Annotated in this window: 23 protein-coding genes; 19 read left to right on the plus strand and 4 right to left on the minus strand. The window is 38.0% G+C overall.

The genetic code is table 11. From position 1 onward, the window contains the following. Positions 1–977 precede the first annotated feature (977 nt). The 9 genes from ACFTQ7_RS22855 to ACFTQ7_RS22895 all read left to right on the plus strand — a co-directional run bounded on the left by ACFTQ7_RS22855 (position 978) and on the right by ACFTQ7_RS22895 (position 9,719). On the plus strand, positions 978–2,000 hold the full coding sequence (locus ACFTQ7_RS22855; RefSeq protein WP_349659228.1) for a glyceraldehyde-3-phosphate dehydrogenase: 1,023 nt from the start codon (positions 978–980) through the stop codon (positions 1,998–2,000). A gap of 196 nt (positions 2,001–2,196) precedes the next feature. Beyond that, the gene (gene nrdR / locus ACFTQ7_RS22860) at positions 2,197–2,667 is read left to right on the plus strand and encodes a transcriptional regulator NrdR (protein ID WP_049667519.1); all 471 of its coding nucleotides are present in this window, start codon (positions 2,197–2,199) and stop codon (positions 2,665–2,667) included. A gap of 15 nt (positions 2,668–2,682) precedes the next feature. After that, positions 2,683–4,065, plus strand: coding sequence for a replication initiation and membrane attachment family protein (locus ACFTQ7_RS22865; RefSeq protein WP_386831399.1), 1,383 nt, complete (start codon positions 2,683–2,685; stop codon positions 4,063–4,065). Positions 4,066–4,067: 2 nt separating this feature from the next. After that, entirely contained in the window at positions 4,068–5,006 is a 939-nt protein-coding gene (dnaI, locus tag ACFTQ7_RS22870) for a primosomal protein DnaI (protein ID WP_386831454.1), read from the plus strand. Between the two features lie 518 nt (positions 5,007–5,524). Beyond that, positions 5,525–7,456, plus strand: a complete 1,932-nt coding sequence (gene thrS / locus ACFTQ7_RS22875; protein ID WP_386831401.1) for a threonine--tRNA ligase — start codon at positions 5,525–5,527, stop codon at positions 7,454–7,456. A gap of 755 nt (positions 7,457–8,211) precedes the next feature. Beyond that, positions 8,212–8,715 carry a translation initiation factor IF-3 gene (infC, locus tag ACFTQ7_RS22880; protein ID WP_024363824.1) on the plus strand — a complete coding sequence of 168 codons (504 nt, stop codon included), beginning with the start codon at positions 8,212–8,214 and terminating at the stop codon, positions 8,713–8,715. A 31-nt stretch (positions 8,716–8,746) separates the two neighbouring features. Then, entirely contained in the window at positions 8,747–8,947 is a 201-nt protein-coding gene (rpmI, locus tag ACFTQ7_RS22885) for a 50S ribosomal protein L35 (RefSeq protein ID WP_004226312.1), read from the plus strand. A 58-nt stretch (positions 8,948–9,005) separates the two neighbouring features. Beyond that, entirely contained in the window at positions 9,006–9,365 is a 360-nt protein-coding gene (rplT, locus tag ACFTQ7_RS22890; protein WP_053592414.1) for a 50S ribosomal protein L20, read from the plus strand. 93 nt (positions 9,366–9,458) lie between these two features. Beyond that, positions 9,459–9,719 (plus strand): DUF1294 domain-containing protein, encoded by a 261-nt coding sequence (locus tag ACFTQ7_RS22895; RefSeq protein WP_386831405.1) that lies wholly within the window; start codon positions 9,459–9,461, stop codon positions 9,717–9,719. 101 nt (positions 9,720–9,820) lie between these two features. On the opposite strand, the gene ACFTQ7_RS22900 is transcribed toward ACFTQ7_RS22895, so the two are convergent. Continuing rightward, the gene (locus ACFTQ7_RS22900; RefSeq protein WP_079561567.1) at positions 9,821–10,216 is read right to left on the minus strand and encodes a sigma-w pathway protein ysdB; all 396 of its coding nucleotides are present in this window, start codon (positions 10,214–10,216) and stop codon (positions 9,821–9,823) included. A 103-nt stretch (positions 10,217–10,319) separates the two neighbouring features. Here ACFTQ7_RS22900 and ACFTQ7_RS22905 point away from each other — a divergent pair, with 103 nt between their 5' ends. The 3 genes from ACFTQ7_RS22905 (at position 10,320) to ACFTQ7_RS22915 (ending at position 12,894) form a co-directional block, all read left to right on the plus strand. Next, a complete protein-coding gene (locus tag ACFTQ7_RS22905) occupies positions 10,320–10,805 on the plus strand; it encodes a dUTP diphosphatase (RefSeq protein WP_386831407.1) in 486 nt (161 codons plus the stop codon). Positions 10,806–10,899: 94 nt separating this feature from the next. Further along, positions 10,900–11,988 (plus strand): M42 family metallopeptidase, encoded by a 1,089-nt coding sequence (locus ACFTQ7_RS22910; RefSeq protein ID WP_079561565.1) that lies wholly within the window; start codon positions 10,900–10,902, stop codon positions 11,986–11,988. 291 nt (positions 11,989–12,279) lie between these two features. Next, positions 12,280–12,894, plus strand: coding sequence for a cysteine peptidase family C39 domain-containing protein (locus ACFTQ7_RS22915; RefSeq protein ID WP_386831409.1), 615 nt, complete (start codon positions 12,280–12,282; stop codon positions 12,892–12,894). A 142-nt stretch (positions 12,895–13,036) separates the two neighbouring features. Here the strand turns inward: ACFTQ7_RS22915 and ACFTQ7_RS22920 are convergent, their stop codons facing one another. The 3 genes from ACFTQ7_RS22920 to ACFTQ7_RS22930 are packed head-to-tail and all read right to left on the minus strand — an operon-like array spanning position 13,037 to position 14,503. Next, entirely contained in the window at positions 13,037–14,032 is a 996-nt protein-coding gene (locus ACFTQ7_RS22920; RefSeq protein WP_386831411.1) for a serine hydrolase domain-containing protein, read from the minus strand. Positions 14,033–14,045: 13 nt separating this feature from the next. Further along, positions 14,046–14,324, minus strand: coding sequence for a MarR family transcriptional regulator (locus ACFTQ7_RS22925; RefSeq protein WP_386831413.1), 279 nt, complete (start codon positions 14,322–14,324; stop codon positions 14,046–14,048). A gap of 8 nt (positions 14,325–14,332) precedes the next feature. Beyond that, a complete protein-coding gene (locus ACFTQ7_RS22930) occupies positions 14,333–14,503 on the minus strand; it encodes a hypothetical protein (RefSeq protein ID WP_386831415.1) in 171 nt (56 codons plus the stop codon). Between the two features lie 217 nt (positions 14,504–14,720). Between ACFTQ7_RS22930 and argF the strand changes: the two genes are divergently transcribed. The 7 genes from argF to ACFTQ7_RS22965 all read left to right on the plus strand — a co-directional run bounded on the left by argF (position 14,721) and on the right by ACFTQ7_RS22965 (position 21,531). Continuing rightward, a complete protein-coding gene (argF, locus tag ACFTQ7_RS22935) occupies positions 14,721–15,686 on the plus strand; it encodes an ornithine carbamoyltransferase (RefSeq protein ID WP_386831417.1) in 966 nt (321 codons plus the stop codon). Between the two features lie 375 nt (positions 15,687–16,061). Continuing rightward, positions 16,062–16,988 (plus strand): LysR family transcriptional regulator, encoded by a 927-nt coding sequence (locus ACFTQ7_RS22940; RefSeq protein WP_386831419.1) that lies wholly within the window; start codon positions 16,062–16,064, stop codon positions 16,986–16,988. Positions 16,989–17,289: 301 nt separating this feature from the next. Next, a complete protein-coding gene (locus ACFTQ7_RS22945; RefSeq protein ID WP_386831421.1) occupies positions 17,290–18,618 on the plus strand; it encodes an LLM class flavin-dependent oxidoreductase in 1,329 nt (442 codons plus the stop codon). 48 nt (positions 18,619–18,666) lie between these two features. Continuing rightward, on the plus strand, positions 18,667–19,674 hold the full coding sequence (locus ACFTQ7_RS22950; RefSeq protein WP_386831423.1) for an LLM class flavin-dependent oxidoreductase: 1,008 nt from the start codon (positions 18,667–18,669) through the stop codon (positions 19,672–19,674). A 13-nt stretch (positions 19,675–19,687) separates the two neighbouring features. Next, positions 19,688–19,960 (plus strand): glutaredoxin family protein, encoded by a 273-nt coding sequence (locus ACFTQ7_RS22955; RefSeq protein WP_079563201.1) that lies wholly within the window; start codon positions 19,688–19,690, stop codon positions 19,958–19,960. A gap of 15 nt (positions 19,961–19,975) precedes the next feature. Further along, positions 19,976–20,800 carry a transporter substrate-binding domain-containing protein gene (locus ACFTQ7_RS22960; protein WP_386831426.1) on the plus strand — a complete coding sequence of 275 codons (825 nt, stop codon included), beginning with the start codon at positions 19,976–19,978 and terminating at the stop codon, positions 20,798–20,800. A gap of 26 nt (positions 20,801–20,826) precedes the next feature. Next, positions 20,827–21,531, plus strand: coding sequence for an amino acid ABC transporter permease (locus ACFTQ7_RS22965; RefSeq protein WP_386831428.1), 705 nt, complete (start codon positions 20,827–20,829; stop codon positions 21,529–21,531). Positions 21,532–21,533 lie beyond the last annotated feature (2 nt).

Here is a 21,533-nt window from a genome sequence, read left to right on the forward strand (position 1 = left end):
TGCGTTATTCATCTTAATTGAACCGCCGTATACGGAACCGTACGTACGGTGGTGTGAGAGGTCGGGAGCTAATCACTCCCTCCTACTCGATTGTTGAAAAACTATTGTGTCAATGAAATTAAGGTGTCATATTAAATAAAGTATGGCTCTTTCGGCAAAACGAGTGGTTGATTTCCGTTCCGGCTGTGCGCTTTGCCGCTGACGCTTCGCTTTCGCGCAGAGCAGAGCTTCCTGGGGGCGTCCGATGGGAGCCGCTTCACTCGCGTTGCTCGCTGCAGGGTCTCGGGCCAACACGATGTTGGTCACGAAGGCGTTATCACAGGATGTGATGGTTTTAGCCTTCGTGCCTCTACCGCTAATCCCGAAGGAGTCGCCCAGCCTCCACTCCAATCAACACTTTACATAGCAAGTATTTTCTTGAAGGGCACTCTAATTTATAGTTATAAAATTAGACTACAGCAGTTTTGTGAAAAAGCGAAGCATTAGCAATAGTTACAATGCGTCACTGTTATAAGTCTTTCCTGTTCGATAAGCAATAGTGTTACTTTTGAAATGAAAGAAATTCATAAAAATTCTACGCTATTGCTGATTGGAGTGGAAGGCTACTCGACTCCCGTGGGAAAGCGAGACAGGCGAGACCCTGCACGGAGCGCAGCGGAGGAAGCGGCTCGACGCTCGCCCACAGGAAAGCGAGTAGCCTGGAACGGAAATCACCCTTTAAAGAGCCACACTATTCACCGAGACATCCTTTCCAATTTTGTTTTTTAAAAGCATGGATGCTTGTAAGAACACTTTGCTATGCATTTTTTTGTGAGTTTATACCATAATAAGGACTAATTTAGGCGATTTTATTTTTCAGAAAATAAGAACTTTAATATTATGAATATATAATGTTCATCTTTTTTGAAATTGTGTTATACTAATCACCGTAAAGTATATAATTAATCTGAGTATGCACTCACAGGAGGATTTTTTAAATGACAGTATCAGTTGCTATTAATGGTTTCGGACGTATCGGACGTATGGTTTTCCGCCAAGCGATCGTACAAGAAGGTTTAAATATCGTTGCAATTAACGCCAGCTATTCAGCTGAAACGTTAGCACATTTGATTAAGTATGACACAAATCACGGAACGTTCGAGGGTTCGGTGGAGCCTGCAGGCGATGCTTTAATCGTAAATGGTAAACGTGTTCAAATTATTAGCGAACGCGACCCATTAAAATTACCATGGGCAACAATGGGTGTGGATATCGTTATTGAAGCAACTGGTAAATTTAATGATCGTGAGAAAGCAGCAATGCACTTAGAAGCAGGCGCAAAGAAAGTTATCTTAACTGCACCTGGTAAAAACGAGGACGTAACAATTGTTTTAGGTGTAAATGATGAGAAACTTGATATCACAAAACATGATGTTATTTCAAATGCTTCTTGTACAACAAACTGCTTAGCACCAGTTGCTAAAGTATTAAATGACACATTTGGTATCGAAAACGGTTTAATGACAACAGTTCACGCTTATACAAATGACCAAAAGAATCTAGACAATCCACATAAAGATTTACGTCGTGCACGTGGTTGCGCACAGTCTATCATTCCAACATCTACAGGTGCTGCAAAAGCATTGAAATTAGTGTTACCGGAATTAGAAGGCAAAATTCATGGTATGGCACTTCGTGTTCCAACACCAAACGTATCATTAGTTGATCTAGTAGTTGATTTAAATACTGATGTAACTGTAGATTCTATCAACGCTGCATTCGTTAAAGCAGCTACTGAAGGTCCAATGAAAGGTATTTTAAACTTCTCAGTTGAGCCTCTAGTATCTTCTGATTACAATACAACAACTTACTCTTCAACAGTAGATGGACTTTCTACAATGGTATTGGGTAACCGCAAAGTGAAAGTGCTTGCTTGGTACGACAATGAGTGGGGTTATTCAGCACGTGTTGTAGATCTTGTTAAAAAAGTGGCAAAAGCTTTAGAAACGGTTAATGCATAATCAAGCAAATATGTTGAGCACATTGAAATCCGAGTGATTTCAATGTGCTTTTTGTATTAGATTGTAAAATCTATGCTTGTACTTTCTGCTTTTAAGGCTTATCATGAGCACACTATCGTCAATGCGCTTTTCTTATACATAGGAAATTTGTTATAATAGAAATACTAAATTGTTGTGAAATCAGGAGAGTAATTATATGAGATGTCCATCTTGCCAATTTAACGGAACGCGTGTTGTGGATTCGAGGCCAGTTGATGATAATAAAGAAATTCGTAGACGTCGTGAATGTGAGTCATGTGGCTTCCGCTTTACAACGTTTGAAAAAATTGAAGAGACACCATTAGTTGTAGTGAAAAAAGAGGGTTCGCGAGAAGAATTTAGCCGTGAAAAGGTACTTCGTGGACTTATTCGTGCTTGCGAAAAACGACCTGTTTCTCTTGAAGTTCTTGAAGGACTAGTAATGTCTATTGAAAAAGATCTTCGCCGTATTGGGAATTCTGAAGTCCGATCTGAGGATGTAGGGGAAATGGTAATGGATCGCTTAGCGAAAATCGATGAGGTTGCGTATGTGCGCTTTGCATCGGTGTATCGTCAATTTAAGGATATCAATGTCTTTATTGAAGAAATTAAAGAAATTATCCAACGTCAAACAGAGCAGAAATTATAGGGAATAGAGAGGGGAATGACGTTGATCCATTTGTATAAGGAATTACAGCCTGCTGATTCTTTTGACATTCGTCTACCTCATGCACTTTCTACGCAGGAACGTCAATTAGTAACGCTATTTTATCAGCCTTTAATTGGAGCGGAACCAATCAGCCTTTATTTAACATTATGGGCAGAGGCTGAGCAAATGCCAAAGCAGCAAATGACACATTATTATTTAATGAATGTGTTAGGGCTTCCTATTGGCAAAGTATTTGAGGCACGTATTGCGCTTGAAGCAATTGGCCTGTTACACACATGGAAAAAAGAAGATGATGGCGAACGGAGCTTTTTATATGAGCTGATACGTCCACTTGATGCGGATAGTTTTATGAAAGACCCACTGCTGTCGATGTTTTTATTTAGTAAAATTGGGGAGCAAGCTTATCGGAAGTTACGTCAACGTTTTATTCCATCTACAAGAGATGCAGAATTTAAAGATGTATCACGTGCCTTCATAGATGTTTTTAAGCCTGTAAGTACAAGGATTCCAGATGATTTACATGCAGATACTAGTCGTAAGGATACACAGCAAAAGATATATCCGTTTTATTTTGACCAGTTTGACTTTGAACTGCTGCAAGCGGGCTTATCGGAGCAACTAGTCCCGGCAAGCCTACTAACATTTGAGGTGCGTGAAACAATAGCGAAATTAGCATTTTTATATCGCTTAACGGCACTCGATATGCAAAAGGTAGTAATTCTGGCATTAGATGATGATCTAGGTATTTCATTGGAACGTTTACGTAAGGCCGCTGCGGATTTTTATAAGCTAACGGTATCAAAAGAACCACCAAAGCTTGCTAGAGTGACTGAGCCGTCATCCGTAGAAGAACCCGGCCAAAAAACAAAAGACCAGGAGCTTCAGCAATATTTAGAGACGACTCCACCAGTGCAAGTATTGCGAGATATCAATAATGGCAAAGAACCGCTACAGACCTCCGTACAGCTTGCAGAGAGTTTAATTGTCCAGCATGGAATGCCGGTAGGGGTTGTTAATGCTCTTCTGGAATATGTAATGCTAACAACTGATATGAAGCTACCTAAGAAATATGTGGAAACGATTGCGGATCATTGGGTACGTAAAAATATTCAAACAGCAAAAGAAGCAATGGAGCTAGCACGTAAAGAACATGATAAGTACACTACGTGGAAAAATAAACCTCAGTCTTCGGCAAAAAAGAACTCTTACACAAAAAATCGCCGAGAGGAAAAAGTACCAGATTGGTTTTATAAGCGTAATGAAAAATCAGAGGAAGTATTAAAAGATACAACAAATACTGGCACTACTGATTTTGAAAAGGAAAGACAAAAGATACTAGAAAAATTAGGTAATATTCAAAATAAGGTAGGTGAATGACAATCGAACCGATTAATGGACCATTAAAAAGAGCAATTAAGGTACCATCATTTCAAGAACGATATGAAGCGATGCGTAAAGAAATATTAGAAAACCCTCGTGTGCAAGAGTTTTTAGCTGAACATATGGATGAGTTAAGCTATGATGCGGTTGAACGTAATTTACCGAAGCTCCATGAATTTATTAGTCAATCTACAGTCTGCTGTGGCTGTGACAATACAGAAAATTGTACAAATTACTTAAAAGGTTTTTTACCTACTTTACGTGTAGTAAGGAGTACTGTTGAAATTGATTATGTACGATGCGAGCAAAAGATACGTGAAGATGAGCGCCGTGATGTTGCTAATATGATAGCAAGTATGCATATGCCAAAGGATGTGCTACAAGCTACTATAAGTGATTTATTTATTGATGATCATACACGTCTTGACATTGCAAACCGTGCGACTGATTTTGTTCAAAATGTACTAGATACAGGGAATTTGCCTTCTAAAGGCTTTTATTTGTATGGTCAATTTGGAGTGGGGAAATCTTTTGTGTTAGGCGCATTAGCTAATGAACTTGCGAAGGCTAAAGTAAAGTCAGTTGTAGTTTTTGTGCCTGAATTTTTACGAGAAATGAAAAATGCAATTGGCGATAACACATTGAATGAAAAAATAGACTATGTGAAAAAGGCACCAGTGCTAATGCTTGATGATTTAGGAGCCGAAACAATGACTGCTTGGACGCGTGATGAAATTTTGGGGACTATTTTCCATTACCGCATGGCAGAGCAATTGCCAACATTCATTACATCTAATTTTAATTACGATGAGTTGGAGCATCATTTAGGACAGTCACAAAAAGGTGACATAGAAGTCGTGAAGGCTGGACGTGTTATGGAACGTATTAAAGCCTTGACAGAGCCGATTAAAATGGGCGGGCAAAATAGACGTATGTAAGATTGGCAGTTGCATTTTATGACAATCGAGCGTATACTGTCACATATAATAATTAACTTCTTTCAACTGGTGTCCAAACACTTACTGAAAAAGTTAAAGCCTTCGGATTATGCCGAGGCATAATTGATCAAATGCATTGATGAGGACATGAATTTTGTGTAAGGCTTTTAGAGAGGGAAGTCATTGGCTGTAAGCTTCCTAGTTTGAGCACATTATTTACTACCTGCTGAGCAGCGAAAGGGATAATCTTTCGCCGGTCCCTAGCCCGTTAGCTAGCCTTGAGCTTCGTCTGACTATAAAAAGTCGGAAGGAAGAAGGGTGGAACCACGAGCATACGCTTCGTCCCTTTCGTAGGGACGGAGCTTTTTTTATTTTCGTTCAGTGGAAAATAGTGGTGAACGAATGCGGATGTAGTTCCTTTTCAGTGAGTGTCCAAACACCTATTGAATGAGGATCAATTCCGGGGATTCTTTGACTTCAATCATGCATCACAACAAAACTATAAGGAGTGCAGAAAAATGTCAGATATGATTAAATTAACTTTCCCAGATGGCGCTGTAAAGGAATTTGCAAAAGGCACATCTACTGATGACGTAGCATTATCAATTAGCCCAGGACTTCGTAAAAAAGCATATGCGGGTAAAGTAAATGGTGTCTTAGTCGATTTAAAAACACCAATTGAAGAGGATGCAACAATCTCAATTATTACTCAGGATGATGAGGAAGCACTGGAAATCTTACGTCACTCTACTGCGCACTTAACAGCACAAGCGATTAAACGTTTATACCCAGATGTTAAACTTGGTATCGGTCCAGTTATTGAAGGTGGCTTCTACTACGATATCGATTCACCAACTCCAATCACTGCTGAAGACTTACCAACAATCGAAAAAGAAATGAAAAAAATTATCGCTGAAAACCTAGAGATAGAGCGCAAAAATGTTAGCCGTGCAGAAGCACAAGCGATCTATGAAAAAATCGGCGATGAATATAAATTAGAATTACTTGAAGCGATTCCAGCAGATGAGCAAGTTTCTATTTACCATCAAGGTGAATTTTTCGACCTTTGCCGTGGTATCCACGCACCATCAACTGGCAAGCTTCGTGAGTTTAAACTTCTTTCATTAGCTGGTGCTTACTGGAGAGGTAACTCAGATAACAAAATGCTACAACGTATTTATGGTACAGCTTTCTTTAAAAAAGAAGAATTAAAACATCACCTACAAATGCTTGAAGAAGCAAAAGAACGTGATCACCGTAAAATCGGTAAAGAATTAGAGTTATTTACAACTTCTCAAAAAGTTGGTCAAGGTTTACCGCTGTGGCTACCAAACGGTGCGACAATCCGTCGTGTTATTGAGCGCTATATTGTAGATAAAGAATTATCTCTTGGTTATAAGCATGTTTATACACCAGTACTTGGTTCTAAAGAGCTGTATCAAACTTCTGGTCACTGGGATCATTACCAAGACTCTATTTTCCCACCAATGGAAATGGACAATGAAACATTAATTATGCGTCCGATGAACTGTCCTCACCATATGATGGTGTACAAAAACAGTAAGCATTCTTATCGTAACCTACCATTACGTATTGCTGAGCTTGGTACAATGCACCGTTACGAAATGTCAGGTGCTGTTTCAGGTTTACAACGTGTACGCGGGATGACTTTAAATGATGCACATATTTTCGTTCGTCCAGACCAAATTAAAGTGGAATTCCAAAAAGTAGTACAATTAATTTTAGAAGTTTACAAAGACTTCGATTTAAATGATTACTCATTCCGTTTATCTTACCGTGACCCAGCGGATACTGAAAAATACTTCGACGACGATGCAATGTGGGAAAAAGCACAAAGCATGTTAAAAGAGGCAATGGATGAGCTTGGCTTAGATTACTTTGAAGCTGAAGGTGAAGCGGCATTCTACGGTCCTAAACTAGACGTGCAAGTAAAAACTGCAATTGGTAAAGAAGAAACTTTATCTACAGTTCAGCTTGACTTCTTATTACCAGAACGCTTTGACTTAACTTATGTAGGAGAAGATGGTAAACCTCATCGTCCAGTTGTTATTCACCGTGGTGTAGTATCAACTATGGAACGCTTCGTTGCCTTCTTAATCGAAGAATACAAAGGTGCATTCCCAACATGGTTAGCACCAGTACAAGTTGAAGTCATTCCAGTTTCAAACGAAGCACACTTTGATTATGCTAAACAAATTGAAGAGCAATTAACTGCAGCAGGCTTACGTGTTGAAATGGATGACCGTGAAGAGAAACTAGGTTACAAAATTCGTGAAGCACAAATGAAAAAAATCCCGTATATGCTTGTTATCGGAGATAAAGAAGTAGAGGCTGCTGGCGTAAACGTACGTCGTTACGGCTCAAAAGATTCAGAAACAATTAGCTTCCAAGACTTCTTAGCTAACATTAAAGCAGAAATTACAAAATAATTTTAATTTCTATTAGCATGATGGTTGATATAAGTTAATTGAAGTGAAGACTGGACGACTCCATGGGGGATTAGCGTCACAGATGTGACCATGTAGCGCATTGGACGCCCCCAGGAAGCTCTGCATTGTGCGAAAGCGTAGCGACAGCAACAACAAAGAGCCCAGCCGGAACGGAAATCAACGACCTCGCATCATGATGATAACCACTATAATGGTTTAGATTAAAAGTTTTTAGGTTACTTTATCTTTATTCAGAAGAAGATTCCCACCTCTAAAGGTGTAGAGATAAATGGGTATGTGGTTCCTTTTTAGTGTGTATCCAAACTCATACTAAATGAAGATAAAGCCTCCGGCGGATGTCACGGATTTTGAAAGGAATGAATTGTGCTGGCACAATTCAAAATCCGGACGCAATTACGCCAAGGCGAAATTGTTTTAGAAATAAGCTAAAAACATTTGACAGCTTATTAAAGTACATGTTAATATAGTTAAGGTTAATGAATACAAAGTTTGTGGTTGAAGTAGAGGCTGCCCGCTTCTCACCTGATACAACGCTCTTGGGCTGTGAACAGGTATGACACGTTGAATTGTTTTGCGTAGACTTGCGCATGCACATATAGCGGGCGGACATCTTCAAAGTGTCCGCCCTTTTTTTATGGACATGACAAGATGATGTACCGTTCAACCGGGCAAGACTTTGCCCAAACCATGTATTCGCGACAACTACTTGGAGGTGGATTACTATTAGCAAAGACATGTATGTAAACGAAGGCATTCGCGCACGTGAACTTCGATTAATCGATCACAATGGTGACCAGCTTGGTGTAAAGACACGTAACGAAGCGCTAGAAATCGCCACTCGTGTAAACTTGGATCTTGTCCTTGTGGCCCCTCAAGCCAAGCCGCCAGTCGCTCGTATCATGGACTATGGTAAATTTAAGTTTGAACAGCAAAAGAAAGACCGTGAAATTCGTAAAAATCAAAAGGTCATCGTAATGAAAGAGGTTCGTCTGAGCCCAACAATCGATGAGCATGATTTCCAAACGAAGCTACGTAATGCGATTAAATTCCTTGAAAAAGGTGATAAAGTTAAATGTAGCTTACGTTTCAAAGGTCGTGCGATTACACATAAAGACATTGGTCAACGTGTGTTAGATCGTTTTGCTGAAGCTTGTGCTGAAGTATCGACGGTTGAACAAAAACCGAAGATGGAAGGCCGAAGCATGTTCTTAGTTCTTCAACCAAAGAACGAGAAATAATATTAGACGAACAGTTTAGGAGGAATTCGACATGCCAAAAATGAAAACTCACCGTGGAGCTGCGAAACGTTTCAAAAAAACGGGTTCAGGTAAATTAAAATATGACCGTGCTTATGGAAGCCACTTATTCGCAAACAAATCTACAAAACAAAAACGTCACCTACGTAAAGCAAACATCGTTTCATCTGGTGACTTCAAACGCATCAAATCATTACTTGTTTACATGAAATAATTTGACAACACAAAATAACTAATATTCATTTTTTAATGAAAAGCAGGAGGTAATTCATATGCCACGCGTAAAAGGCGGAACAGTGACGCGCAAACGTCGTAAAAAAGTATTGAAATTAGCTAAAGGTTACTACGGTTCAAAACATACATTATATAAAGTTGCTAACCAAGCAGTAATGAAGTCAGGTCAATATGCATACCGTGACCGTCGTCAGAAAAAACGTGATTTCCGTAAATTATGGATCACTCGTATCAACGCAGCTGCTCGCATGAACGGTCTTTCATACAGCCGTTTAATGCACGGATTAAAAGTTGCTGGTATCGAAGTTAACCGTAAAATGTTAGCTGACCTAGCTGTAACTGATGCAGCAGCATTCACTCAATTAGCAGACACTGCAAAAAAAGCAGTAGCTAAGTAATTTTTGACAAAGTTATTGAAAGACTGATGGATTTATCCGTCAGTCTTTTTTGTGTTAGAGTAGTAGTAAATAGAAAATTTAAAGGAGTATTCAATGGGACAGGCATTATTAGCGTATATGGCGATTGTTTCTATCGTCCTGCTTGTTATGATGGGCATGGATAAATCAAAAGCAAAAAAACATGAATGGCGTATTGCAGAACGTTCACTATTTACATTAGCAATTGCTGGAGGTGCAGTAGGTGGCGTGCTAGGAATGTATTTATTCCGTCATAAAACACGACATAACAGCTTTGCATTTGGTTTCCCACTGCTAGCAGCTATTCAAATTTTTATCCTAGTACAATTATGGTGATAAAACCGGAAAATGTTCCGATAAATCACAAAAAGATTCCGATAAATCACAAAAAGATTCCGATAAAACCTGAGAATGTTCCGATAAATAAAAACACATCCTCATTCTGAGGATGTGTTGTGCATAAGCTTTTCAATGGGCTGCTTCCAATTTATTTTTGCGCTCGGATAGTTCAATAGAATTTCTTGCTGTAAGTATACAAAGTCTTTTTTCGTAAAACCTTGCAGTGTAGCGGCGTCACGGGCGCCAACGAAAATCGTCACAACTTCAAAGGCATCTTCAGTCGTGCCGAGGTATTTTTCACCTTCGAAAAGAGCACCCTTGTAAGAGATGAAGAAATTTTTTCGGACATTTTTGACGTCATCATAAAAATAATATTGGCCTTTTTCATAGGCCTCATCAAGTTTTCGCTTAGGATCGGTTATATAACGAATCGCTTTATAAAATACATAGATAATAAGCGTAATAACAGCTAGACGAATAAGTAACGGCAACATTTTTAATTTCCCCCTTGAAGAAAGGTTATTCCTTCCTATACGATTGTAAGGGACAATTAGTTTCACTTTATATAAATATTTTTAAGAAATTTAGGAGAAAAATATGAATTTACAAAAATTGTTTAAAATGCAAAAAGAGCTTGATGATTTCATCGAAAAAACACAAAATATTGAACGTGATGTATTTAAAGAAAAAGGTTTAGCCTTAATGGTAGAGCTAGCCGAACTTGCAAACGAGACACGTTGCTTTAAGTTTTGGAGCACAAAGGGAGCTTCAGAACGTGATGTGATTCTAGAAGAATATGTGGATTCGATTCATTTTATATTATCACTTGGCCTATTAAAAGGTTTTACAGCGATAGAAAAATGGCCAGTGATTGAAGAGAAGAGAGATTTAACAGAGACATTTTTAATGACACAAGGCAATATTTTAAGTTTTATTAGTCAACCAACTGAGGATAGATATTTAGTGATCTGGCAATGCTATGGATTACTTGCGTATAATCTAGGCTTTACGTTTGAGGACGTAGTTGCGGCATATATAGAGAAAAATGAAGAAAATTATAATCGTCAGCGTTCAGGGTATTAAAGTAAGAAATCCAACAATTTTCAGACGATTTAACTAGGAATATTTCGGTAAACGAAGTATAATAGAGGAGATATAAGAGTCGGGAGGTAAAAGGATGACACAGCTAGATTCAACATTACAAATGTTTAAAGATTTAACAGATGCGAATGGTATTGCAGGTAATGAACGTGCACCGCGCGAGGTCATGAAAAAATACATTGGGCCATATGCAGACTTAGTTGAACAGGATAATTTAGGTAGCGTCATTGCTAAAAAAGTTGGCGATGAAAATGGCCCTAAAATTATGGTTGCAGGTCATTTAGATGAAGTAGGCTTCATGGTTACTCAAATTGATGACAAAGGGTTCATCAAATTTCAAACTGTAGGCGGCTGGTGGAGCCAAGTTATGCTTGCACAGCGTGTAACAATTACAACACGTAAAGGCGATGAAATTATTGGGGTTATTGGTTCTAAGCCTCCTCATATTTTACCAGCAGATGTGCGTAATAAAGTGGTAGACATTAAAGACATGTTTATCGATGTTGGTGCAGCTTCAAAAGAAGAAGTGCTTGAATGGGGCGTACGTCCTGGCGATATGGTAACACCATATTTCGAATTTAATGTGATGAAAAACGAAAAATACTTATTAGCAAAAGCATGGGATAACCGCATTGGTTGTGCAATTGCCATAGATGTTATGAAAGCTTTGCAAAATGAAAAGCATCCAAACATCCTTTATTCTGTAGGGAATGTTCAAGAGGAAGTAGGGCTTCGTGGTGCGAAAACAGCTACACATAAAATCCAACCAGATATCGGCTTTGCTGTCGATGTAGGTGTAGCAGGAGACACACCAGGAGTAACTGCAAAAGAATCAACTAGTAAAATGGGTGCTGGTCCACAAATCGTTGTTTACGATGCATCGATGGTCTCACACCGTGGCTTACGTGAATTCGTATTAGATGTGGCTGATGAGCACAATATTCCATATCAATTCGAGGCAATGGCTGGTGGCGGTACAGACGCTGGTTCTATCCACGTAACTGCAAATGGTATACCTGCTCTATCAATCGGTATTGCAACACGCTACATCCACTCACATGCAGGCATTTTACATCGTGATGATTATGATAATGCTGTAAAATTAATGGTGGAAGTTATTAAAAAATTAGACCGTGATGCAGTGAATAAAATTATTTTTGACTAAGCGTGGAAAGAACTAAATAGATATACCATAATTTTGCCTTCTAACAAAAATGTTAGGAGGCTTTTTTTGAAATAAAGGACTTGCATACTTGAAGTTCAATCATACACGCCTGTTACAGATACCGAGACGATATGGGGAGGTCTAATTCCCATACACCAATATTTGTAAATGTAATACACTCTAGATGTAATAACTGATTATTCAGTTATTCAACTGATTGGGTGGTAGGGTTAGTGAAAGAAGTACTTGGAATAATGTTGCGATATGGACGCAAAGCGATGGGGGAGTAGTATGTTTATAGTTAGAACAGCTATTTTATGGATTATTATATCAACGATCATTAATGCATATTTAATGACATTACCCATACCTGTTTTACGAAAAAGAGATTATCCGGCTAGCTATCTAATTAAACGCAATAATAGGATAGATATACAAAACAATAGGGAATGTGCAGCATTTTCAACAGCATATGTGTTGCGTCATTTTGGAATGGAGGCCGATGGTGATGAGTTATATACTAATTTCCCTAGTAAAACGAGGTCAGGCAATGTATATCCAAAGGGAATCCGTACGGTGTTAAGAAAAAAGGGATTTAAAACAAGCTATTATAAAGGAAATATAAATACATTAAAGTACGAAATTAGTAAAGGGACTCCCGTAATTGTTTTTATTAAAGTACATAAGGATCGTAATAATTTGCATTTTGTCCCTGTCGTAGGATATGACAAGGAGTATGTCTACCTTTCAGAATCAATAAGGGAACTGGCGAATTGTAATGATGATAACAATAGCTATAATCGAAAAGTTCCTATTAATGAATTTAGGAAATTGTGGAATGTGAAAAATATTAATATGGTTCTTTATAGCAATACTTACATAACTGTAGACGCCACACAGAGCTAATGATATTTTTACTCAAAACAGCCCTCAAATTTAAATGTTTGAGGGCTGTTTTTTTATGTCGATAAACTAAGAAAGTTAGGTGATAAATTCAAAATTGTTATCGATAATTTAACAATACTTATCGATAAATTCATATAATCATCTATTGAACCTTTAAAAGCTGCAATATATTTTTACCTATTTGACTAGGGTTTGCCGCCAAAATAGGAGATCGATAATTTGATAAAACAACGACGCCTGTTTGTTGTGTTTTATCAAAACCTAAATAACTAGAGAAAGCTTTCGTCGAACCATTATGCCAAATGATATTGTGATCGAGTTGCCATCCTAGACCAATACCTATATTTTCTGAAAAAGTTTCAGTCGTTTGATGGGTTAATGTATAACCTAAATTTTCATCACTTAAATGTACTTTCGTAAATTTTAAAAGATCATTAACAGTTGAACGGACTGCCCCTGCTGCCATAAATTCATTCATTTGGAGTGGTGGCTTTTTATGTCCAAGGATAGTGTATCCTTGCAATACTGCCTCTGCTTGATCGGTAGGGATAGAGATAAACGTATTTGGCATATTTAAAGGATCTGTTAATCTTTGTTTGATAGCAGTTTCAAAATCAGTATGAAGTGTATTTGCTAAAATATATCCTAAAAGCCCCATTCCTACATTAGAATATCGAAATTTAACTTTTGGCTCGTCTGTATGCGCTTTAAAATAATGTATAGTCTCGTCCAGTGAATATTGACAAAAAGGATCACGAGGTGTTTGCGCATCAAAAACATTGTAAATGTTCTTCAGCACACCTATTCCCGGTAGCCCAGAAGTATGATTGGCTAAACGTTTGAGCGTAACTGGGTGATTATCGGGAATTGTGGAAAAGTATTTGCCTATAGAATCTTCGACATGGACTTTTCCTTCCTGAATCATCTCCCCTAATATGGATGTAGTAAAAACTTTAGAAATCGAGCCAACTTCATATATATAAGACTTTTCTTCCAGTTTAAAATTCGAGCCACCGAAAGTAAAACTAGCTTCCTGACCTTGAGAAATGATACCAATAGATAAAGCAACATTTGGGCGAGTTTTTATATAAGGATAAGCAATTTTAAAAATGTCCTTTTTTAAATTATGTAAATCCACAAGAATACCTCCATTATGAACGCTTATTTTTTTCCTGCTCCTCTGAAATAATAGAATGTAATTTTGAAAGTATGTCCTTTAATTGTAACAAAGTCCTCTCGATGGAGCTTTGAATAATATTTATAAATAAGAGCAAGCTCAATTTCCTCCTGCTTTTGAAAATAAGGATGCCCCGTTCATCTAGTTCTATAATCACTAATCTACGATCCTTTTTACTCATAGTTCTTTTTATAAAACTTTCTTGCTCCAGCCTATTTACTAATTGGCTAACAGCACTCGCGGATGTCCCCATTAACTTTGCTAATTCATAAGTTTGAAGGGGCCTTTCGTCTGAAGAAGATTTAAAAATACTGTTTGTTTTGTAGTTAATGTTTCATCCAACAAAGAGGAAAATTCTTCGGTTAACCTTAAGTTGGTTTTATATTCAACTTGATTAATCTCCTTAATAAGATGTACCAATTCCTTATCCATACGTTTTACCACCAAAATAATACATATATATAAATTATAAATATGTATTAACAATAATGCAATTTCCTTGAATATGCATAAATATTCGATTATTCGCATTTTTGACACATCAAAGATAAAATTCTAACTTTTTAAAATAAACATAAAAATTCAGTTGATTTTATAATTATGCATTGTTATACTAATCCCAACAGCAACGAAACAAGGAGTGAAGGCTATGAAATTACTTGAGGAAGTACAGCTAAAGTTAGTAACTAGCTTAAAAGATAAGGACTTATTAACCCTGCTAGACTATACAAGTGAAGAAGTTCAGCAGTTAGTTGAGTTATCGACACAGCTAAAAATGATTACTAAAGAAGGAAAATGTCCGAAGCTACTTGAAGGTAAGACACTCGGTATGATTTTTGAAAAACATTCAACTCGTACTCGTATTTCATTTGAAGTAGGTATGAACCAATTGGGCGGAAAAGGTATGTTTATGCATGCACGTGATTTACAGATTGGTCGCGGTGAATCTGTTTATGATACAGCACATGTGCTATCAGGTTATTTAGATGGCATTATGATTCGAGCGAATTCTCATGCAATGGTTGCAGAGCTTGCAGAGCATGCATCTATACCAGTAATAAATGGATTAACGGATATTTATCACCCATGCCAAGCTTTAGCGGATTTAGAAACAATCTTTGAACATAAAGGTGAACTAAAAGGACTTAAAATTGCGTATGTTGGAGATGGCAACAACGTGGCACACTCATTAGTAGTCGCTTCAGCGCATGTAGGAATGAATGTGGCAGTGGCAACACCGGTTGGCTATGAATGTGACGCAGAAGTGATTGCGAAGGCACAGGCTATCGCAGCAGCAAATGGTAGCATAATTACAATTACAAATGATCCTGTAGAAGCAGTTTTAAACGCGGACGTAGTATACGCTGATGTATGGACGTCAATGGGGCAAGAAGAGGAAACTGCAAAACGTTTACAAGATTTTGCTGGGTACCAAATAAATGATGAGCTTGTCGCATACGCAAAGCCGAATTATATGTTCTTGCACTGTTTACCAGCCCATCGTGAAGAAGAAGTAGCGTCATCTGTTATTGATGGTCCGAATTCCTATATTTTTGAGCAAGCTGAAAACAGACTTCATGCGCAAAAAGCGGTACTTGCATCAATTCTAGCATAGAACTTTAATTGCTCTACATTGAGTAAGCACAAATTTGCTTTATAGCTATACTTCTCGATTTGAGAAGTACTATATAGACAGAGTTCATATTGGCAACAGGGGGTGTCAATGTGAATAACATAACGGTGGTTGCAGACAGAGGGCTGTAAACCACGCGCGATGTATGTGATCAAGATGGATGACCACATCGCTACATAATAAAGTAACCTGGGAGACGCTAGGTTGCTTTTTTCTTGTTACGCTGCCTTTCAAGGGCGCTCTTTGAATGAACAGTTACTTTGTAAAAATATAAAACCTAGTTTTCCAATCTTTTATAGAGAATTAAAACAATTATCTATATAATAGGATAAATAAGTAATTTGAGGAGGGCTCCGGTTGAACATTGATCATATCGAGGCATTTTTATATGTCGTGCATTATAAAAGTATTCATAAGGCCGCCAATGCATTATTTTTATCTCAACCGACTGTGACTGCTCGTATTAAATCATTGGAGCGAGAGTTGAATGTCGAGTTATTCCATCGAGATGGGCGAAGTGTAATATTATCGGATAAAGGGAAGGACTTTGTTCCGTTTGCGACACAGATTGTGGAAACTTTTCAACGAGGGAAAAAACAATTAGGGGAAACGCAGGAGTCTGATGAGGTATGCATTGGTACAAATGGAGTCACAGCACAATATTTTTTAGCTTACGCTTTGCCGAAATGGAAGAAAGACTTTCCGCATTTGCATTTTCAAATCATCACAGGTTCAACAGCGGTAATTTTAGAGAAACTGCAAAGTCATCAAATCAATATGGGTCTTATTCAATATGTTCATACGGAAGGAATTTACAATGAGCTATTGCTAAGTAATGCGGTTAAACTTGTGATGCATCGGGAGCACCCCTTTATACAAAATAATGTAATGAATGCAAAGGAACTGGCACGACAGAAAATGGTGTTTTTTGAATGTGGGGCTTTTGATTGGAATTATGTGCATAAAATGTTTGAGGTAGAGGGCGTATCAGCAAATATTGAAGTGCGAACGGATCATTTAGAAGTAGCGAAAGAATTTATCCGTACAAGGGAGTATATGAGCTTCTTACCACATCTTTGTGTAAAAAAAGAGCTTGAAAATGGTGAATTTGTTGAGGTTGATGTTAAGCATTTACTTGATATGAATCAGCACATTTTTTTAACGTATAAAAATAAAGAGACGCTCGCACCAGCTTTTTGGAAAACAATAGTAGAGACAGCTGTACAATTTGAAAGCCTTCAAGAAAATTTAGCTACTTTCAGCAGTGGTCAACCACTTCTTTAGGTGGTGAGATGAATGCGGGTGTCCGGATTCGGCTTTGTACTTGCACAAAGAACTCCTTTCCGATTCCGTGATACCCGCTGGAGGCTTACAATTATGCCGACACATAATTGATATTGATAAAATATTTTATAAGACAGTAAAATTTTTTCTATTATGTAGCCCATTGCAAATTGTATGAATGAACGGTATTATCTTCCTCAATCCTATTTTATTTATGATTTCATAAATAAAGTATTTTTTTAAACTTAAAACATACTTAACCACTATGTTTAGTAAAAATAAAATTTGAGGAGGAGTAAATATGGTGAGACAGGACAAAATTCGATTCGGGGCTATTATTCATGGTGTAGGTGGTAATATTTCAAGTTGGCGTCATCCTAAGGTTGCTAGCAATCAAAGTGTAAGCTTGCCGTTTTATATTCAACAGGCACAAAAGGCTGAGCAAGGGAAATTTGATGTTGCTTTTATTGCGGATGGTTTGTTCATCAATGAAAAATCGATTCCTCATTTTTTAAATCGATTCGAACCACTAACTATTCTTTCGGCGCTAGCAGTAGCAACTAAAAACATCGGGTTAGTAGGCACTGTATCAACCTCCTATAGCGAACCATTTACAGTGGCGCGTCAATTTGCTTCGTTAGATCACATTAGTGGGGGGCGTGCAGGATGGAATGTTGTCACGACCCCGTTAGAAAGCACTGCCTTAAACTACAATAAAACAATTGAGCAGCACCCTAGTCACGCAGAGCGCTATCATATTGCTGAGGAATATTTAGAAGTGGCAAGGGGATTATGGGATTCATGGGATGACGATGCTTTCATTGCAGATGTAGAAAATGATGTATTTTTTGATTCGACTAAGCTACACACATTAAATCATCAGGGCCAATATTTTTCAGTACAAGGTCCGCTAAATATTGCGCGCTCTAAGCAAGGGCAGCCCGTTATTTTCCAAGCGGGTTCTTCAGATGCAGGAATTCGATTAGCCGCAAAGGGTGCAGACGCAATCTTTACACATGGTACGTCATTAGAAGAGTCACAGAAATTTTATAAAAGAGTAAAGACTGAGGTTGCAGCATTTGGACGCAATCCAGATGAAGTTAAAATTTTCCCAGGAATTTCTCCGATTATTGGCGATACGCTTGAGGAAGCGGAAGCGAAGTATCAGGAAATCGTTGAGCTCGTTTCGATAGAGCGTGCACTTGCTTATCTTGGTCGATATTTCGATCATCATGACTTTACACAATATGATGTAGATGCTCCGTTCCCAGAGCTTGGTGAAATAGGAGCAAATAGCTTTAGAAGTACGACTGATTATATTAAAAAATATGCCAAACTAGAAGAGTTAACATTGCGACAAGTTGCTTTACGTGAAGCAACCCCAAAAACGGCGTTCTTTGGCACAGCAGAGCATGTTGCTAATTTCGTACAGGAATGGTTTGAACAAGAGGCGGCTGATGGCTTTATTATAGGTGTTACTGTACCTGGAGCACTGGAGGATTTTGTAGATAAGGTTGTGCCGATTTTACAGGCTAGAGGGCTATATCGTGAAGAATACGAGGCAGACACATTACGTGGTAACTTAGGTTTACCATTTAAAGAAAGCCGTTATATCAAACAATCTGTCTAAAAACCTAGTAAACATATATGAGTAAGTGTATTTGGAGGAGGAAAGTGTATGAGCTATTCATTAGGTATATTAGATCAAAGTCCTATTATTGAGGGTGCTACAAACGAGCAGACCTTACAAAAAACAGTGGCTCTAGCACAAAAAGCAGAGAAATTGGGTTACTCACGTTTTTGGGTGTCAGAGCACCATAATACAGATACATTAGCGGGATCATCTCCAGAGGTATTAGTATCTTATCTACTTGCTAAAACAAAGTCTATCAATATCGGGTCGGGTGGAGTGATGCTTCAGCATTACAGCCCATACAAAGTAGCTGAAAATTTTCATGTTCTCGCATCGTTGGAGCCCGGGCGAGTTGATTTAGGCATAGGGAAGGCACCGGGCGGTTTACCCCTCTCTACGAAGGCGTTGCAATATGGCACGCTCAATCAAGGCGAAGATTTCGAGGGAAAATTATCATTTTTGCAGCAATTAATTGATCAAACTGTACCATCTGAGCACGAGTTATATGGAGTACAGGCAACGCCGATTCCAAAGGTAAAGCCAGCATTATTTTTACTAGGGGCAAGTCCACAAAGTGCCGCTCTTGCAGGCACATTAGGCATTGCGTTCGTCTTTGCTCGATTTATTAATAGTGACAATGACGTGTTAGCACAAGCAGTTACAGCATATCGCAAGCATTATCCAAACGGTCATTTCGCTGTTTCTATCGCAGCCTTTGCAGCCCCTACAAAAGAAGAGGCGAAAGAGTTAATTGGTGATCAAAAAATTACGAAGGTGCATTTAGCGAGTGGTAGAAGCCTAACATTACAATCGGTAGAACTTGCAAAGAAATTTGGTCAGGAATCTGGAGAGACATTTACGGTGAAGCAATATGATGCAGATATTGTATACGGTACTCCAGAAGGCATTAAAACGGTATTAGATGACTATCATGTGCGCTATCAAATTGATGAGTTTATTTTGCATACGCCTGTGTTGAAGGAATTTGAACGGGAACGATCATTTGAACTTTTAAGTCCAGTAAATTTGCAGCAAAAAGAAGCGGTAAGCTAAGGAGGAAATGAACATGGCAAAAAATATAGATGTAATTGTTTGGTCGAAGCAAGGCTGTAGCTATTGTGATGAAGTGAAAACATATTTACAACAACAAGGCATTTCATACAAAACAGTGGATGTAACACATCAGGATGCATTCCGTGACATTCTTGAAATAAAATATGGTGTCCGTTATGTCCCGGTTGTCGAAATAGGAGCAAATGGCGTCTTTAAAGCAGTAACAGAAATTGGGTTGGAGCATTTAAAAGCAGTACTTGCTGTTGATCTACCATCGCATGCATAAGAAGAGAGGGAGTTTATGAAAAAATTATCGTTTTATTTACTATTATTACTAACTTTACTTTTAACAGCTTGTACAAATACGGAAAAGTCCGAAGGAGATACTAGTGAAAATAGTGCAGCACAAGGTGGCAAGGACGTTCAAAAAATCATTGTTGGTACAGGAACCCAATTTCCAAATATCTGTTTCATAGATGACAAGGGGAATTTAACAGGATATGATGTAGAGCTTGTTCGTGCCATTGATGAGAAGCTACCAGAATATGAATTTGAATTTAAAACAATGGAATTTTCAAATTTATTATTAAGTTTAGAGACAAGGAAAATTGACTTTATTGCCCATCAAATGGAGGTCAATAGTGAACGAGAGGAGAAATTCCTCTTTAACAAAGAGCCCTATAATGTATTCCCATTACAAGTAACAGTCAATGCAAAAAACAATTCTATTCAATCCATTGATGATTTGAAGGGGAAAAACATTAGTGTTTCACCAACTAGTAACTCGGCTGTCTATATAGAGAAATACAATAAGGAACATAATTTAGGCGCTAATATTATCTATTCTTCCGGCTCGGTTGATATTCACAATCAACTTGCGACAGGTCGAATCGATGCAATCATTACAACACCATTTGCAGTAAAGTACTATAACGAAAGTAATGAGGCGCAGGAGAAGGTTGTAGGAGATGCTTTATTAAATTCAAAAGTTTACTTCTTATTAAATAAAGACGAGGCTGTCTTACATGAGCGACTTGATGATGCAATTCGAGAATTAAAGGCAGAAGGCGTCATTAGTAAGCTAAGTAAGAAATGGCTAGGTGACGATTATACGGTAGACTTCTAAACGAAATAGGAGAGGGAGAAGGAAGTATGGCTAATGATTTTGACTTCACACTAATTGCAAAAGTACTTCCAATATTGCTTCAGTATTTACCAGTAACACTTGAAATTTTAGTGTTCGCCACTATTTTTGGCATGCTGCTCGGTATAGTGATCGCTATACCAAAGCTGCTACATATACCAGTTTTGAAGCAAATCATAACGATTTATATTTCGTTTATTCGAGGTACGCCGATTTTAGTGCAATTGTTTTTAGTGTTTTACGGTATACCAGCATTATTGAAACTGGTGCATATTGATGTAACAAGAATGGATGCTATGTATTTTGTAATTATTACTTATACGTTGAGCAATGCTGCATCGTTTGCAGAGATTTTTAGAGCGGCAATTTTAACAGTTGATCGTGGACAAATGGAGGCAGCTTATTCAGTTGGATTAAGTGGAATACAGGGCTTTATTCGCATAATTCTCCCTCAGGCGATTCGTGTGGCCTTTCCCAATATGGCAAATACGATGATAAGTTCATTAAAGGATACGTCTTTAGCATTTTCAATTGGCGTTATGGATATGGTGGGACGTGGAGAAACGCTAATTGCTTCAACGACTAGAGCACTGGAAATATATTTGGCGCTGGCCATCGTTTATTATGTCATTGTTATTTTGTTAGAAAATGTATTAAAGCGCAATGAACGGTATCTTAATCGATATATGCCTAAGGAAACTGCATCTAGTTAGGG

Origin of the sequence: Lysinibacillus sp. NPDC056959, from assembly GCF_042674095.1 — a bacterium.
In the GTDB taxonomy this organism is placed as follows: domain Bacteria; phylum Bacillota; class Bacilli; order Bacillales_A; family Planococcaceae; genus Lysinibacillus; species Lysinibacillus zambalensis.